Origin of the sequence: Neobacillus sp. SuZ13 (genome assembly GCF_030123365.1) — a bacterium.
In the GTDB taxonomy this organism is placed as follows: domain Bacteria; phylum Bacillota; class Bacilli; order Bacillales; family Cytobacillaceae; genus Neobacillus.
In genome coordinates this window covers 5,799,898-5,816,474 of record NZ_CP126107.1, presented here as the reverse complement: position 1 = coordinate 5,816,474, position 16,577 = coordinate 5,799,898, and the positions used below count along the sequence as shown (strand labels likewise).

Annotated in this window: 19 protein-coding genes and 1 pseudogene; 9 read left to right on the top strand and 11 right to left on the bottom strand. The window is 39.7% G+C overall.

Annotated elements, in window-relative coordinates; genetic code table 11:
- Positions 1–408 precede the first annotated feature (408 nt).
- Positions 409–702, bottom strand: a complete 294-nt coding sequence (locus QNH17_RS28540) for an RNA polymerase alpha subunit C-terminal domain-containing protein (RefSeq protein ID WP_283876662.1) — start codon at positions 700–702, stop codon at positions 409–411.
- Positions 703–822: 120 nt separating this feature from the next.
- Positions 823–2,454, bottom strand: coding sequence for an SWIM zinc finger family protein (locus QNH17_RS28535; protein ID WP_283876661.1), 1,632 nt, complete (start codon positions 2,452–2,454; stop codon positions 823–825).
- Between the two features lie 211 nt (positions 2,455–2,665).
- Between QNH17_RS28535 and QNH17_RS28530 the strand changes: the two genes are divergently transcribed.
- Entirely contained in the window at positions 2,666–4,261 is a 1,596-nt protein-coding gene (locus QNH17_RS28530; RefSeq protein WP_283876660.1) for a WG repeat-containing protein, read from the top strand.
- A gap of 43 nt (positions 4,262–4,304) precedes the next feature.
- On the opposite strand, the gene QNH17_RS28525 is transcribed toward QNH17_RS28530, so the two are convergent.
- On the bottom strand, positions 4,305–4,442 hold the full coding sequence (locus tag QNH17_RS28525; protein ID WP_283876659.1) for a hypothetical protein: 138 nt from the start codon (positions 4,440–4,442) through the stop codon (positions 4,305–4,307).
- A gap of 145 nt (positions 4,443–4,587) precedes the next feature.
- Here QNH17_RS28525 and QNH17_RS28520 point away from each other — a divergent pair, with 145 nt between their 5' ends.
- Positions 4,588–4,998, top strand: coding sequence for a hypothetical protein (locus QNH17_RS28520; protein ID WP_283876658.1), 411 nt, complete (start codon positions 4,588–4,590; stop codon positions 4,996–4,998).
- Between the two features lie 339 nt (positions 4,999–5,337).
- Here QNH17_RS28520 and QNH17_RS28515 read toward each other — a convergent pair whose 3' ends face one another.
- From QNH17_RS28515 to QNH17_RS28505, 3 genes are all read right to left on the bottom strand, one after another.
- On the bottom strand, positions 5,338–5,523 hold the full coding sequence (locus tag QNH17_RS28515) for a hypothetical protein (RefSeq protein WP_283876657.1): 186 nt from the start codon (positions 5,521–5,523) through the stop codon (positions 5,338–5,340).
- A gap of 46 nt (positions 5,524–5,569) precedes the next feature.
- A complete protein-coding gene (locus QNH17_RS28510; protein ID WP_283876656.1) occupies positions 5,570–5,980 on the bottom strand; it encodes a hypothetical protein in 411 nt (136 codons plus the stop codon).
- A 119-nt stretch (positions 5,981–6,099) separates the two neighbouring features.
- The gene (locus tag QNH17_RS28505) at positions 6,100–7,635 is read right to left on the bottom strand and encodes a multicopper oxidase family protein (RefSeq protein ID WP_283876655.1); all 1,536 of its coding nucleotides are present in this window, start codon (positions 7,633–7,635) and stop codon (positions 6,100–6,102) included.
- A 198-nt stretch (positions 7,636–7,833) separates the two neighbouring features.
- Between QNH17_RS28505 and QNH17_RS28500 the strand changes: the two genes are divergently transcribed.
- The gene (locus QNH17_RS28500) at positions 7,834–8,697 is read left to right on the top strand and encodes a ParM/StbA family protein (RefSeq protein ID WP_283876654.1); all 864 of its coding nucleotides are present in this window, start codon (positions 7,834–7,836) and stop codon (positions 8,695–8,697) included.
- The gene (locus QNH17_RS28495; RefSeq protein WP_283876653.1) at positions 8,690–8,917 is read left to right on the top strand and encodes a hypothetical protein; all 228 of its coding nucleotides are present in this window, start codon (positions 8,690–8,692) and stop codon (positions 8,915–8,917) included. The genes QNH17_RS28500 and QNH17_RS28495 overlap by 8 nt, the downstream gene beginning before the upstream one ends.
- A gap of 42 nt (positions 8,918–8,959) precedes the next feature.
- On the opposite strand, the gene QNH17_RS28490 is transcribed toward QNH17_RS28495, so the two are convergent.
- Positions 8,960–9,580, bottom strand: a complete 621-nt coding sequence (locus tag QNH17_RS28490) for a DUF47 domain-containing protein (RefSeq protein WP_283876652.1) — start codon at positions 9,578–9,580, stop codon at positions 8,960–8,962.
- A 317-nt stretch (positions 9,581–9,897) separates the two neighbouring features.
- Complete coding sequence (locus QNH17_RS28485) at positions 9,898–11,373, bottom strand: MDR family MFS transporter (RefSeq protein WP_283876651.1); 1,476 nt, start codon at positions 11,371–11,373, stop codon at positions 9,898–9,900.
- Positions 11,374–11,640: 267 nt separating this feature from the next.
- On the opposite strand from QNH17_RS28485, the gene QNH17_RS28480 reads away from it, so the two are divergent.
- Entirely contained in the window at positions 11,641–12,237 is a 597-nt protein-coding gene (locus QNH17_RS28480) for a TetR/AcrR family transcriptional regulator (protein ID WP_283876650.1), read from the top strand.
- Positions 12,238–12,613: 376 nt separating this feature from the next.
- Positions 12,614–13,183 carry a YitT family protein gene (locus QNH17_RS28475; RefSeq protein WP_283876649.1) on the top strand — a complete coding sequence of 190 codons (570 nt, stop codon included), beginning with the start codon at positions 12,614–12,616 and terminating at the stop codon, positions 13,181–13,183.
- Between the two features lie 29 nt (positions 13,184–13,212).
- Here the strand turns inward: QNH17_RS28475 and QNH17_RS28470 are convergent, their stop codons facing one another.
- Entirely contained in the window at positions 13,213–13,878 is a 666-nt protein-coding gene (locus QNH17_RS28470; protein WP_283876648.1) for a DUF421 domain-containing protein, read from the bottom strand.
- A gap of 297 nt (positions 13,879–14,175) precedes the next feature.
- On the opposite strand from QNH17_RS28470, the gene QNH17_RS28465 reads away from it, so the two are divergent.
- Positions 14,176–14,940, top strand: a complete 765-nt coding sequence (locus tag QNH17_RS28465; RefSeq protein ID WP_283876647.1) for a hypothetical protein — start codon at positions 14,176–14,178, stop codon at positions 14,938–14,940.
- Between the two features lie 112 nt (positions 14,941–15,052).
- On the opposite strand, the gene QNH17_RS28460 is transcribed toward QNH17_RS28465, so the two are convergent.
- Entirely contained in the window at positions 15,053–15,175 is a 123-nt protein-coding gene (locus QNH17_RS28460; protein WP_283876646.1) for a YjcZ family sporulation protein, read from the bottom strand.
- A gap of 251 nt (positions 15,176–15,426) precedes the next feature.
- Between QNH17_RS28460 and QNH17_RS30130 the strand changes: the two are divergent.
- Positions 15,427–15,510: pseudogene (locus QNH17_RS30130) on the top strand (YnfA family protein); the annotation flags it as partial.
- Between the two features lie 106 nt (positions 15,511–15,616).
- Here the strand turns inward: QNH17_RS30130 and QNH17_RS28455 are convergent.
- Complete coding sequence (locus tag QNH17_RS28455) at positions 15,617–15,796, bottom strand: hypothetical protein (RefSeq protein WP_283876645.1); 180 nt, start codon at positions 15,794–15,796, stop codon at positions 15,617–15,619.
- 304 nt (positions 15,797–16,100) lie between these two features.
- Between QNH17_RS28455 and QNH17_RS28450 the strand changes: the two genes are divergently transcribed.
- Positions 16,101–16,568, top strand: a complete 468-nt coding sequence (locus QNH17_RS28450) for a GNAT family N-acetyltransferase (RefSeq protein WP_283876644.1) — start codon at positions 16,101–16,103, stop codon at positions 16,566–16,568.
- The last annotated feature ends 9 nt before the right edge of the window (positions 16,569–16,577 follow it).

Genomic DNA, 16,577 nt, shown 5'->3' with positions numbered 1-16,577 from the left:
CAACGGAAATTGTCCAAATAAAAATAATATATAAATCAATATCCATATACCTAAATAAAATCCATACTAAACCAGAAAAAGTCCGTGACAAATGGACAGAATTCCAAAAGTGTCCACGGTTGGTGCCTGACACCCACAATGTCCCCAATAAGTTCACAGAAAAATCCATATTTCTTTATTATAACCAAAAATGCTTGGTTAGAGGAGGGCGATGCCTGAATTATCTTGAAAGCGGGATGTTCGGAATTGAAATAGATCACTTTAAAGTGATACCGGCGCCTATTATTCTGATGATTTTAGAAAAAATGACAGCAAATAAAAACAAGAAAAAGCCCGCAATACAATAGCGAGCTTCATGTATGTATCAAGACATGGAGATTCTTCACAAATCCAGGACTGGTAGTGATTTTACTCCCTGAATGCTAACCCATTTTCCTTCAAAGCGGACCTAAGTTTAGGTAATGAAGCTGGTCCCATGCCATGAAATTGCAAAATCTCTTTTTCAGTCAACGTGGATAGTTGCTGCAAAGTAGTTATCCCGTTGTTTTCTAATGCCCGTCTTGCTGGTGCCGAGAGGACTGAAAGAAATCCATCTGCTGGTTTGCGTTCGTTCTCACACGTTGGACAGGTCGGACAGTCGCTGCTTTTATAAAATTGGTGTCCTTGATCGCAAGTCCTTAAATACTTTTCAGAAGTAGTCATTTGAAACTGTCTCCTTTTTTATAAAAAATTGATTGATCATTCAAATAAGTGCGAGCCAGCAAGACCCGAGTCAAAGGCCAAAAACAAAAGGTGCCAGCAATATCGGCACCTTCTTTATCGCTAGCCCTCAATCAACTTACTCCGCTTACACTCCTCATGAAACGCCCGCAGCCGCTTCGTCCGCTCCAGCAATGTATCCAAGAAATACTCCCAATCATCGACCCGTTTCAACTTCTTATAAAGCGTCCGAAGTTTCTTCAAGTGCCGCACAGCCAAACGGTAACTTGACCGGTTCTTCTGATCAATCTCCTTCTGCGCCGTCTGATGCAGCATCCCCAGAAGCACCTCAGGCCGCTCCTTTTCAATCAGTTTCAACCGGTCCTTCGGCAGCTCATAATAATCCAAACCAATAAACGCCTGCAGTTCGCCCCAGCGGTCATACTGCTTCCGTTCAAACAACACATGCTCATAATCGCCAAAACTATAGGGAAGCATCGCTAGCAGCGCGCGCTCATACAAATCCACCCGGTCACTCTCCGCACAATAAGGCGCCACCGCCCTCAGTGCATTCCGAACAAATGTCGAGCAACTATGATAACCGCCGAGCCATTCCAAATAACCCTTCACTTTTTGCAAAAATAACTCAATAACCGCGCCGACACGCTTCCACGCCTTCAGCCCCGATAAGTACTCAATCCAAAACAAAAGATATGGCGCAATCTCGGCATCACTAAAGGGTCGGACCAACTTCAGGGCTGCCTCATCATCTCCAAGCAAGAAATTCAAATGAATCCCAGCCAGCATTAATGGCGCCGGGCTCTCCCAATCCTGCAGTTCCTTCAGCCGTGCCTGAATCCTCACCAACTCTTCTTCACGCCAGGCCTTCTTTTTGAAAAAATGAATCCACAACAGCCGGTACAAGAAAATCCGCTCATACTCCAACCCCTGCGTACAGGTCAGCAGCTCAAACGTGTCCGCCCGCAAATTATCAACAAACTCATCAAAATCAAACGGCAGCGACTGTGTGCCAATCTTAATCGATAGCTCCTCGGCATCATCCATCAAATTATGGAACAAATGCAAATAAGCCCGCTTCACTGTATCGTCATCATGACCTAGCTGATCACTCAATCGAGCCAACTTTCGAAACGACACGACAATCCCGACCAACTCATACAGCAGGCGCCATTCCTGCTCTACTGGCGCACTCGCATGAATCCGGCGCTCATAAATTCCAAACAACTCCGGAATTACATACGGACTCGTGTACTTCTTCGTCGCCAGCAGCGTATCAAAACTGACCTCAAACGAATGGACCCAGCGTCCATAATCTGGCTTTGAGGACCCATTCGCCTTAATCAAATCCTTCGCCGTCTGCAAACCCCAGCTTGAAATTGACTTCGACTCCTGCATCGGCTCGCGCCACTCGGCCACCCAATCAGTTACACTACCGACCCTGGCATACGCTGCAAAAAACACTGCCATCTGATGCCGGCAAAAGCCCTCGGCGGGACACGTACACTCACTTTGCGACAAAAACTCAAAATTCAACTTCACATAACACGGCGTCACATCCTGGACCATCGCCGTAATCTGCTTATCCCATATCTGTACTTGCTTCACCAGCCCTTGCCGGTACAACATCAAACCCTTCTGAACCAGCCGCGCATCCTCCGTCACCGTTGGGTGCAGCAATTCCCGCACCTGATCCCCAAAAAGCTCAATCTTCTCACTTGCAGGTGTCGACTCCAAAGCCACAACCCCCTTTACCAAACCCAGTCAAATTTTTGTAAAAATCCATATTTCACTATTATACCCAAAAAATCGGTGTCAGGCACCCTGTGAAAATTTCACAAGGTGCCTGACACCCAAAATGTAATTAACACCAAAAAAGTGCAATAAATAATAATGGATAAATTTAGGAACTAAATGCTATAATTTGGATGAAAAAAGGGGGGGACATATGAAAAATCATTTGAAGGTTTGGCTCGTTGCTATGATTCTATTTAGCTTGCTTATGGGTACGGCACAATCGACCACTTATGCAGCTACAAGTAAGAAGGTCCTTGGTACTGAATTTACCAATGGTCTCGTTTTATTTAAGCAGTATGGCAAGTATGGAATGCTCGATAAAAAAGGGAAGGTTGCCATTAAACCACTATACCAAGCGATCGATCAATCCAAGCGAACCAATTTATTACGCGTGAAAAAGAATAATAAGTACGGGTTCATAAATCAAAAGGGAAAAGTCATTGTTAAACCGCAGTATGATTTTGCAGAGGTTGGCTTGAATAATCCAATCATCGTTATAAAGAACAGTAAGTATGGATTGATCAGCACATCTGGTAAAACGATTGTGAAACCAAAATATGAAACGATTGGCGATTTCCATAATGGTGTTGCCTACTACAAAAGCAACGGTAAGTTTGGAATCATCGACGCAAAGGGCAAGATTATCCTTCCATCAACCTATGATGAGATTACAGATAACACGAATGGAGTCTTTACCGTCTCCCAAGATAAAAAGGAAGGATTAATCAATAAGCAAGGGAAGGTCATCATAACCCCAGCTTATACATCCATAACCCCTTTTGCTAAAGGGTTATTTAAAGTAAAAAATGATGGGAAATATGGAATCATTAACGCAAGTGGTCAAACAATTGTTACCCCCAAATATGATGGGATATCTGAGGTTTTTAATGGTTTTGCCCAAACGAGATTAAACGGAAAATGGGGCTTTATTAGCAGCAAGGGGAATATTATTGCTGAACCGGTTTATGATTCGGTTAGTGTGTTTAGAAGAGGTTTAGCTCCAGTTATCACAAATGGAAAGCTGGGCTATCTAGATACAACTGGAAAAGTAATTATTCAACCCCAGTATGAGGAAGCCTACGATGGTGATGGAAGCGCACTTTATGAATTTTGGCAAAACGCGGCTGTTGTGGCTAAAAACGGAAAGTATGGAATGATAAATAAACAAGGTCAAGTGATCCTCGATTTTAGTTACGACTCGATTAGTTTGTTTAATAAAAAAGGCTTAGCGATTATTAGACAAAATAATAAATATGGTGTTGCAAATGAAAAGGGGACAGTGATCGTTAAGCCAACCTATGATTATTTAAGACTTGCAACCTATGGAGATGGACAGTTTACGGATGATTTTGTTATTTTTAAAAAGGATAACAAAGAAGGCGCGCTGAACGGCAAAGGTAAAGTTTTCATTCAACCTAAATATGACCGACTCGATCCGTTCCAATATAAAGGCTTGATTCGAGTGAAGAAAGGGTCAAAATATGGACTCCTGGCGTCAACAGGGAAAGTCCTTGTCAAACCGAAATATAGCGACATTCAGCCTTTTTACAAGAGCGATTATTATTTAGCTCTTGTTGAGTATAAAGGTAAATATGGTTTTATGAATGCTAAAGGGAAAATCGCCATCACCCCTCAGTATGACGAAGTGCGCTCTTTCAAAGAGGGGCTGGTTTACGTGAAGAAAAACGGAAAAGCGGGTTTTGTTGATAAAAAAGGAAAAGTAGTCATTAAATTGTCCTACTATTAATAGGATTGGCCTGCAACAAAAAAGAGCCAGCCCCTTAAAACAATCACGGGGTTGGCTCGATTTTTGCAACTTCAGTTTTTGATAGACTGGAAAAATATTCGAATAAGTGCGTTAAATAGCTGTTAAGTTCAAAACCATCCTCATTAGCAAACTCCGATAATAGTAATTTATTCTCCTTCATCCTCGTTACCCCCTCGATTTTGAAACTATCATCATTTTTGCCAAACTATCATTCTCTTATACCTGTAAAAATACAAAAAGGTGGAGAAATTTGGGTTAGCGTAAATGATATGACTATTCTACAATGTAGGGAAGGAGTGGTTTAATTGAAAGAAATAATTCTCATGCTTACTGAACTTTTAAATAATATTCATGATTTCATTCAACTATATACAAATGATTATTTGAATCTTGGTTTAAATGATAAAGACCTACACTTTTGGATTATGGGTATTATCGGCATCTTTGTATTTGTGGTTGTCCTTATTTTTTCTAAAATTATCTCTAAAATGCCCTATGGGATCACTATTCTATCATTCCTCTATACGTTCACGTTTATGGTAGTTTTGGTTTTTGCGATAGAAATACAACAAGCGATCACGAATAGAGGGAACATGGAATTTCAAGATGCAATTGTGGGATTATGGGGGTATATTGCATTTTTCATAGCCTTCGCAGCCATTGCTTGGGTTTTCTTAATTGTGAAGAGGTTCTTAGGTAAACTTTTAAAAAAATAAGGATAGTAATCCAGGCTTGAGTGCCTGGATTTTTTTATGTAGTGGGGAAACTGGAACAGGTTTGGTGATGGAAAAAGGCAAGTGGCCGATAAATGGCTGAAAGTGGCCGATAAAATCGTTAAGTGGCCGATAAAATAAAAAAGCGGCAGATAAATGGCTCCAAGTGGCCGATAAATCCTAAAAACGGCCGATAAAATCCCACCCACTAAAATTGAAGGCCAGATTTTTATAAAAAAGGTATCTTCAGAAGGGAAATTCAGTTTCAAAATCAAGTTTCGAAGCAGGGGCGTCTAAAAATCCAGGCTGGAACTCCTAGATTTTTAGATACTCTCCATCCCGCTAATAGTAAGGATAACCATACCCATAATAAGGGTAGCCATAGCCATAACCATATGAATGTAAGAAGGGGCTGCCATACCATCCGCCGAAAAATGGACTTCCAAAATGAAAAGGATGATAATGAAAAACATGAGGCCGAATAAATATCCGTCTTAGTTCATTTTCTTTAAATAATGATTGATCCATTTATAACCATTTCCTTTTTTCAATGTAGTTTAAAGCACAAATACCTTTATGGGATAAATTCCTTTATTTCCTCAAGAATGATTTGTGTACCTGCGTTTGCTTCCAAAGTAACCCCTAAAGATTGCAGCCAATCCCCGAGACTGGTGATTTGTTGCGCTTCCAGCGTGAGCGTTTCATCATCCGTATACAGCTGTTTAGTCGTACCAACACCTTCTAGAAATTGTCCTGCGGTTTGAATCAATACTCCCAGTAAAATCTGTCTTTCATTGACATCCTCTCTGACTTCCTCATTAACCAACATAATCTTAGATAAATAATATGCCTCCATGATTTGACCAATAAATTGAATCCAGACGGCAACAGAGACTTGTTTCTCAAGCTGTAAAAGCAATTCTTCATTATTATCAGAAGTACTATTCTCCTTGGCAGGCTTTGCCTTTTCACTTTGAGCATTCACTGTATTCACTCCATTCACTATATCCTTATGCAAATAATTGGGGGAATGCCTTTAAAAAATTCCTCATTTTTACTTGCGAGCATGCAAAAAAGCAGTATGGAAACTCACACTGCCTCAGCTCATCGTATCACTATAAACGGCCGCATCATTTCATAATCCTCATGCTCCAGCATATGACAATGCCAGACATACAACCCTGTAAAGGGGCCAAACTTCATGATAATCCGCGTGATCTGATTCGGGTCCGCACGAACAGTATCCTTCCAGCCTCGTTCTTGGGGTTCAGGCGGAATCGCCGGACCGGTGTAATGGATTGTTTTCTCCTGGTTATACCTGTCAACATCGAACCCCCGCCGGTCTAGGATTTGAAACTCCACTAAGTGTAGATGAATCGGGTGGGAATCCGGAGATAAGTTAATCAGATACCAGATTTCGGTGGAGCCCAGCTTTGGATTTTCGGAAATCGGGTCATCCCACTGTTTATTATCCAATAACATCAATGGACGGCCATACTGATCCATACTGTCATTCAACGTTAAGTATCGAGACGTAGTAGCCGCCTGTTCGTGCATGAACGGAATAGGCATCATAGAAGCCGGAATCACACTCGTATCAACACTAGACAACGGGAGGGTCACTTGAAACTGCATCACGCTCCCCGTTTGCTCATCCACTGGCTTTCCACTTGGAAAGGGGGCAGGCGCATCGTTAGTCATGATAATTTTCCTACCCTCCAGATTGGTAAAATCAATGATCACCTCAGCCCGTTCTGCCGGAGATAACAGAATGTCCTTGACACCTATTGGCTGCTGCATCAATCCCCGTTCCGTCGCAATCAGGTACATCCGCTGACCCGAATCCAGCTTTATCCGAAAAAACCGGCTATTAGAGGCATTGAGAAGCCGAAAGCGATATTTACGAGGCTCTACTTTTAAAAAAGGATTTACTTTACCGTTCACCAAAAGGGTATCGCCAAAAAATTCAGGAACGATCGAAGTTTCTAATCCCGGGACAGGTTTTTCCGGCTGCTTTGGATAAAAAAGCGAACCATCTTGATGGAAAGTCTTGTCTTGAATCAGCAGGGGAATATCATATTTTCCACTTGGTAAATTCAAAGACCGCTCACGTTGGTTCCTGACGAGGTAGAATCCCGCCAATCCTGCATAGACATTGAGCCTCGTAATCCCCAGGGTATGGTCATGGTACCAAAGCGTACATGCATGGTCGCAATTCGTATAGTGGTAGACTTGCTTTTTAAAATAGGGCCCCACTTTTTCGAATCCCTTAGTAAACCAAGCCTCAGGATAGCCATCGCTTTCCCATTCCACGCAGGCACCGTGGACATGCACCACCGTCCGGACGTCCGGCACATCCTTATGGGCGCCGTGAACCGTATAGTCGATTGGCAAGAGATGCTTATCTGGAAGATCGTTGATCCATTTGATATACACATTTTCGTTGCTTTCCACCTCAATGGTCGGGCCCGGATAGCTGCCCTCGTAGCCCCAAACGGTTGTATCATTCAACTCACGATGGAGTGATTGCCTAAATTCCGTCATCTTCACTTCATAAAAAGTATAAGATGAGTCCTTCCATTGTGGTTTTAAAATCGGCGGAATCGGGAGTTCATCTACAAATTTAGAGAGTTTTTTCATAAAAAATACTCCCTTCAAGTGATAGTTGTCATCACAGTACTTTATGACGCAGATTTTGAGAATATATCAAATTCGGTAGAAATGGCTTGACCACTAACAGTTTTGTATGACCAGTGTGTGTCACATGTGGTACTTAAATCATATAATGGGTTTGAAACTAGGTAGATGTATGACATATGCACAAAAGGGGTAGGGAAAATGGATCTCAAATGGATTTTAGCAATCGATGCAGGCGCCTACGAGGTGAAAGGTAGAACAAGGGACCATGTGTTTAAGTTTAGGTCAACCATTGGGCCTTACCGCCATCTTCATTTGGTGAATGCTGATGGCAACCAAATGGAAGCCGGGGACTTCATCGTCGAGTATGAAGACGAGAAGCTGTTCTTGGGGAATATTGCCTGGCGGGAATGCCATGCGATCAGAGAGCCGAGAGATATTTCGAAAGCGCATGAAGAAACAAAGATCAGAGTACTGGTGGCCGTTCATCAGTATGGAAGAACGAGCGGGAATTGTGTAGTGATTGGGCAGCCGATCCGAGGCATGGTGGATAAAGACAGGGAAATGATTGAGAAAATGCTGAAAGGGTCACACACGATCACGGTGAACAATGTAAAGAAAACATTTTCCATCGATGATGTTAGGGTTGCGCCTGAAGGATCTGGGGCATACTTCAGCATGGATGATAGGCCGGAGGACATTGCGAATATCATCGACGCTGGAAGTAGTACCTTGAACTATTTAAGAGTGGAAGATGGCTATTTTATTGACAGGAAAAGCGGGACCCTTGCTTTCGGGGCTGAAACACACATGGATATAACAGAAAAACAAATGGCGGAAGCCATCCTGGCGGAAGTTCGAGGCAAATGGGACTTGGTCGAGCCGACATATCTTTGCGGGGGAATTGCTGAATATCTTTACCCATATATTAAAAGGCATTTTAAAAATATAAAGCTAATCAAACCCGTCCTCTACCGGAAGAACGGGCCCAAAGTATACAGTCCGCAATATGCCAACGCTTTCGGATATTATTCTATGGGGAAAGTGGTCTTTGAGGATGAATGAACTGAATCGTAAGGTCAAGTCGGTCCCTTTCAACCTGGATGACCCCTATGAAAGAGAGCTTCTAGAACATTGTAACCAGTACATTCAGTTTGCCACATATATCAAACGCCTGATTCAACGGGATATGGAACAAGGTGGATTACTCCGTAAAGAACATGAAAAAGGTATGAAACAGGAAAAAACGATCGACAAGTCGAAGTTGAAAAGCTTCGGTCTATAAACCCCCATACGGGGTCTTTTTTTTGAGGAATTGATATCTATGTTAAGCATTCTTCATAATTATAGTTTCAAACGAATTAGCCACCGCTTTGCAGCTGTCAGCGATTTCTTCTAGACCTTCATAGATTTGTTTGTATTTAATAATTCGGATTGGATCTTTCTGGCTGGTGAACAAATGTTTTATGGCATCACGTAAAATGTGGTCGCAATCAGACTCAATTTCTTTAATTTTGATTGTGTGTTCTCTTAAATGAAGCCAATTCTTTGTAGATAGCAGTTTCGTAGCTGCATCAATTTCGGTTATACAATTTTTGATCGCATCCACAAATGTAAGCATATAATCGTCTATTTCTATTATAGAGTACATTTCAAATATAGAAGCTGTATGGTATAACCCGTCCAAAATATCATCCATGCTTATGGAAAGAGCTAAAATATCTTCACGCTCAATTGGAGTGATGAAAGCATTATTTAGTTCGATTATTAGATCATGTACCATGGTATCTCCATTAGATTCAAATTCTTTCATCTTTTCGGTAAAAATTTTTAGGTCACTAACATTGTTTAATTTATATTCAGCAAAGTAGTTCGCACTTGCTTTTAAATTTAAAGCCATACGAAGTAAATAATTAAAGAACCTGTCTACCTTTTTTGCCCTTGCCATTAATTTACCACCCCACATTGTCCAATTAGTGGTTATAAAACCCTTTAACCAAGCGATTTCAAATGCAATTACTATATTAAATGTAATGATTGACCAAGGTGTTCCGGCTTACGTCCTATTACTCGACAAAAAGATTGCCGAATCACCCACAGAAAATCCTTAAAGAGATTGTTATACTTCTCATATAAATCACAGAGAGATTAGGATTTTCCGAATCTAGAATAATCGTTGAAAACCTCGTTATGCTATTAATACCCCTAAAAGAAAAAATGGATGACTTTTTCCCATTATCGAGAAAAAGTCATCCATTTTTCTTGTTAATGCCCTGCCATCATGGCGACTTTCGCATCATTTGAATCATCATCTGATGCAGGGTCCGGCTGTTGTTTTGGTCTGCTTAGGATGGTTCCTAAGAGTGCACCAGCTAACGCAATCCCTGAAGCTAGAAGGAACGTGTCACCATAGGCAGAAACGGCTGCTTCAATGGGGTTAGTTGTACCTGTCATATGATCAGTGATTCTTGATGTTAAGAAACCAGTCATACCTGCTACTGCAAATGAAACCATGACTTGTTGAGCCGCTGTCGTTAATGGTGTGACGCGACTAACAAGATGTCTTGGAGCGGATTGAAGAACATGGGTATTAATAGCCATCATGGATAGTCCCATACCTGCTCCCATCATCACTAAACATGTAATGATAAATCCAGTAGTTGTATCCATAGAAATTCGTGAAAGCATAAATAGCGCTGCAGTAATAATAGACAATCCTGTTATGGCTAAAGGACGAGCACCGATTTTATCATATAAACGCCCTCCGATTGGCATCATAACACCTGATGCTAGAGCTTGTGGAAGTAGAATTAATCCAGTATCCAAAGCACCGTAACCTCTAACGGTTTGCAAAAATAACGGGACAATAATCATAACCCCAAATAATGCGATTTGGGAAATCCATGTGATCACAATACCTTTTCTAAAGTCAGATGATCCAAAAACTCTCAGTTCTAATAAAGGCTGTTTTTGACGAAGTTCGACGAAAATGAACATAAGGAGAGCCGCTCCACCTACAATTAATCCAGTCAGAGTTTCAGATGAAGTCCAGCTCTTACCCCCTTCACTTACTCCATAGGCAAGCATGGAGAAGGCAATAGGTGCTAAAAGAATTCCTAAAAAATCAAGTGTTGGAACTGTTTTACGCTCAACATTAGGTAAAAATTTTATTCCAACCAAAATGGCAATAATACCGATTGGCAAATTTATAAGGAAAATCCAGTGCCAAGTAACGTATTCTACAAGATATCCCGCTAAAACAGGCCCTAGTGCAGGTGCTAATAGCATTGGAATCCCAAGTGTTCCCATGACGGCACCCATTTTTTCTGGAGGAGCAAGTCGGAAAATCATGGCCATTCCTATTGGAGCAACCATTCCTCCGCCCAGGCCTTGAATCACCCGATAGAGGATTAGCTGTTCAGGGGTTTGGGCTATAGAGCATAGTACGGAACCGAGCGTAAACAAGGCGATCGTAATTAAAAATATCTTTTTTGCCCCAAATCGGTCCGTCATCCAGCCAGCTAAAGGAATGACAGCGGATAATGCAAGGGTATAACCTGTTATGGACCATTGCATGGTCGAAACATCCGATTTAAAATCTTTTACTATTCCAGGAAGCGCAACATTCATCGCCGTACTATCAAGAATAACCATTATCATACCCACAATGACAGCAAGCATTGGTCCTATGATGGTTTTAATAGAAAAGGCCTCATTATTATTTTCTATTTTTGTTGACATACGAAAATCATCTCCTTTTCTAAAAACTTAATCATCAATCTAAACGATTAATTAAACGGCGTTTTAAACAACGTTTAAACAAAAATTTATATCTTTTCCACCGATCTGTCAAGAAAAAATTTATTCATGGGAGGTCCAAATGGTAAAATAATATAATGGAACCTTGACACAGAAAGACCATGAGTATTAGTGTTAAATTAAACAAAGTTTAAATTTACGTTTTTAACAAATAAATTTCCAAAACAAGTGTATTAGGGGAGTTATAAGATGACCAAAAGCTCCGAAAAAGATAGGACAACAAAGGAAAATATACTGAGTTCAACACTGGAATTAATTAAGACAGAAGGTCTTGAATATGTAACCTTGCGCAAAATCGCAGCAGCAGCGGAAGTTAATCTTGCGCTAATAAATTATTATTTTGGGTCAAAGGATAAATTGATCAATGAAGCTTTGAAAGTGTTACTGGCTTCCTTTCGAGAAGCTTTTCTCATTTTAGATGATCATTCTATTCTTCCAAAGGAAAGATTAAAAACCTTCATGGTTCAATTTGCAAATTCAATTATAAAGTATCCTGAACTCGTCCGGGAAATTCTCGGGAAGGGCAATATTTCATTTGAGTCGCAATTAGAATACAAAGATTATATGCAAACAATGGGATTCACCAAAATTATTGCTACGTTACAAGAAATTACGGGAGAGAAAGATCAGGATGTTCTTGTCATGATGATGAGGCAAATCCATGCTGCCATCTTTTTTCCGACCCTGATGGCTTGCAAAAAAAACATGCCCATAGATTGGAACCCAATTCCCATTGGCGATCAAATTGATTATTTTTTTCAACATTATTTTTCTAAGTATTCCTAAGCAACAGGAATTGACCAGGGCTCATTGGCTTATGTTCTTCCGTATCTCCAGCAAATCCAGATACTCTATTCTTTCGAACCTCCATTTGATTAAACCAAAAGTCTCTTTCAATTCACAGTCCAACAATAAAGAGTGGAAAGTAAATTTTCCACTCTTTATTTTTTTATCTGGCGTTGAGATGTTGTATTTGAATTGTTCAAGTCATACATTTTTATTGAAATAGTATTAAATACAAAACCCGTAAATGGAATATCCGTTTACGGGTTAGTTTTTGATTAAAGATCCAATACATTTCTGCCATGCCAATTAAAAATTTTGCTCATCATTCTTAATTTTTAAATGGCTACATATTTATAGATAAAAAAGACAGGACAAGGTGATCGTTATTTTTCAAAAATTAATGGCTACGATTATTGGCAGCTTTTTATTAGGAATTGGGGTTAATGGGTTCTTGGTGCCTAATCATTTAATTGACGGTGGAATCCTTGGAATTGCATTGATACTTCATTACTTCTTTGATTTTCAGACAGGGATTACAATGGTCGCTTTGAGCCTCCCAATCTGTATATACGCATCAATGAATAAAAGGGGATATTTTTTTAGTAGTTTACAAGGGCTCTTGGTGTCTTCTTTGTTTATTGATTTGCTTGCTCCGCTTCGTTCGCAAATTTACCTTTCCCACCTTTTAAGCGCATTAATAGGAGGGGTACTCATTGGAATGGGTGTTGGTTTAATGCTCCGATATCAGACAAGCACTGGAGGGACTGATTTACTAGCTAAAATCATTTCTAAAACCTTTACTGTAGATATAGCCATAGTAATTATAGCCATTGATGGTCTTATTGTTGTGGCAAGTCTGACTTTACTCTCATTAGACTCCGTTCTTTATTCATGTGTGGCTATTACCACTGTTGGTCTAACCACTTCGTGGATTGGAGGGAAGTAAACTTATATTTCATGGAAGTAGCAGCTCAATCATTTATCTAAATAAATATTTAAGGAATGATTCGTATCTCTAACGGAAGCATAGACAATATTTTTTATCTCTTTATATCCCTTCTTCTCTAGTTCACTATGTAACCATGTTTCGTCTTTATGAATTAACTTTAAGTTCTTATGTTGAATTTTCCCTTCCAAGATGACCGCAATGGGTAATCCTTTATACTCCATATCAATTTTTAGCAGCCTTGGTGTAACAGGAATTAGATCGACTTGTGGAAGGATGGTTATTTCTCCGTTTGGTTCAAGAATCGCATATTCGATGTCTTCAATATCGGGTACTCCAGCTGCACGAATAGTCGATAATAACTCCATAAGTGAGAATCTTGTCTGTTTCAGGTTATTCGGGATTAATTTCCCGTGTTTGATTAAAATCGTAGGTTCTCCTGAAATAATATGGTTAAACCATTTATAGAGGTTTAGTTTTGAAATCAAAAAATGCAAAAGAGTAATAACAAGCATTCCGACCATTCCTTGAATCGGTCCTTTTACTTCAATCGGAGCAAATGCCAAGTAAGCTAAAAAAATAATCGCCCCAAAATCAAAAGCAGTTAACTGAGCTAATGCTGCTTTCCCTAGGAACCTAACACTAATGATAAAAATAATAAATAACAATATTAATTCACCTAAAAAAAGAATCATGTTTTTACTCCTATTTTCTGCAGATATAAAATGTTTTCATTTCCAAAATTATTGTGTTTGTATTTCCCGTTTTGTATACCATAATTTTGGCTTAGTATTGAAATTGAAAAAACTTTAGAAAGATTAAATCTCTTTTTAAAAAGTCAAATAGCCTACTCCGTGTATTTACTAACATCATATTGTTATCTACATATGGGTAAATGTCTAATCCTAGGACAATCGTAGTACATAGGATAAATTTGTAGTCATGAAAAATTAGAAATAAATGAATAACAGATGTGAGGGGTAAGTGCCGAAATGGAATATCGAAAACAATACCGTGATGAATTGTTGGAATGGTGTAATAACTTTAATTCTTATTGTAATAGTTTGAAACCAAAAGTTTCAAGCCGCTTGGATACGGAGAGTTTAGAGGAGTGGGAAGGGGCTTGCCGTCAATTACAAGAGAAATTACAAGCAGATGAAAACGTGGAATTCGAGGACTATCTAACAGCTAAAGGCCTATATGAACAGTGGGAACAGGTATTCAAAGGAACGGATTTCGATTCCGACCATCGTTTGGAAATAGAAGAGCAAACACAAATCCATGAAGAATTATTGGAATCAGCCGCTTCTCAAGAAGAGCTTGAAATCGTTTCTGATTATCGTTTGGCATTGGAAGAGCATGCACCACGTTTGGGAACGGATGCTAGTCAAGAAGAACTGGAAATTGATGCTGATCATCGTTTGGAATTAGATGTGCAACCACAAATCGAAAATGAATTATTGGCAGCCAATGCTATTCAAGAGGTTTTTGAGGTCGAGACAGCTAAAGGTCTGGAGTTAGCGGAACAACTATACTACCGTGAAGATTTATTGGAAAGGTGTAATAACATTTATTCCAATTGGGAAAGTATGAAGCCGAGTTTTTCAAAACTTTTTGAAAGTTTAGTTGAATGGGAGGTTTCATACCGCCATTTTAAAGAGAAATTACAGGCAGATATAAAAGCGGACTTGGATGATTATCAGAAAGCTAAAAGCCTGCTGGACAGTGAGAATGGTATGCTTATGGGGAAGAAATAGAGAATTAATCCAACTATCTGAAGGTGTGTTTGAGAATAAAAGTTAATGTAAGAAAAGAAGGACAGATTACTCGAATCTGTCCTTCTTGCCTTCAATCGATTGGCATGTTAGATTAGCCAACAAAAGTAGCGCCTACAATGATCAACAAGATGAAAAGTACAACGATTAAAACGAAAGTACTGCCGTAGCCGTAACCGCCGCCATAACCGCCGCCATATCCATATCCGCAGCCCATGAATGTTTCACCACCTTTTACTGGTAATTAGGATGTAAAAATCTATCCTCAACGTTATTATATTTTTTACAGGGAAAGGTGATTGGACAAGTGCCAACCTGTTTGAAAAATCCGCAATTATACTGTATTTTATTCGAATTGAGTCCCCATTTTGGAGTGGTTATTTACCAGATATTGTCTAATTGTATAAAACCCTATGATTTTCGTACATAACCCATTAGAAATTGTACTAAACCGTGTTGAATTTGCACAAAACCCCGGATTTATACGATTGGGTCGGTGCCGGAATCTGGCTGATCGGCGCAGCGGTCATTTTGTCTGCACCACGGCATTAAATTCCCAATAACTAAGAAAGATTTCAAAATAAACATAAAGCAATCTTCCAGGCATAATGAAAGAAAGAACCTAAAATAGACAGGCTCTTCCTTTCATCATGTTAATTCATTTATCAGCGGTTTTTTTAGAAAATGCGGCGTCCTCTGAAGAAGATAGCAAAGATGACAAAGAAGGGGATAAATCTTCTTCCAAAAAAGCCATCCCGAATAAACACGCCTCTTCCTGGAGGGTCAAACCCATCCATGAATCCTCGATGAACTCTACCAAAATGATCTCTAATTTCAATAGGTTGACCTCTAAATCTCATAAGTGAATTTAATTTTTTCCTCCCAAAATATGAATGAATAGTAGGAAAAAGGACAGATAAGCGTGTAAAAAGGGTATGGGGATTTTTCGAAAAAATCCAAGCTCGAGCGCCTAAATTTTTGGTAGGTTTATATGTATCACGGTAATCGTGCCACAAATAATCTAGTATAAATTACCTGTTAAAATATAATAGAAAGGAAATAAATGGTGGACAGTTATTTATTGGTAAAAGTATTATAATACTATTAAAATAGGGCGTTCTTTTTGAAAGGGGGAGTCTACATTGCAATTTTATTTTTATAATGAGAGTTTCAAAGTTGCAATTGGCCAGTATCAACTAAGCGAGGACCAGCGTCGCTATACGGGTGATCCAAAAGATTGTATCAAACTATCAAACGAAGATTCCGAGCGTTCTTCCATCTTAGCCATGGAAAACAATGAGCTCGTCACGTTTTTCGTTTTACATATTAATGAGGGGGTCAAACCCTATTCGGACAATGACCACGCCATTTTGTTAAGAGCCTTTTCAACCGATTTTCGTCACCAAGGCAAGGGGTATGCAAAACAGGCATTAATGCGGTTACCTGCTTTTGTAAAAGAGAATTTTAGGGAAATTAATGAAATGGTCTTAGCCGTTAACGTGGGAAACGAGGCAGCGCAAGCTTTGTATGAAAAGTGCGGGTTTATAGACGAGGGGGAACGGCGAATGGGACCAAAAGGTGAGCTGATTGTTATGAGTTACTATTTATAAATTACATGA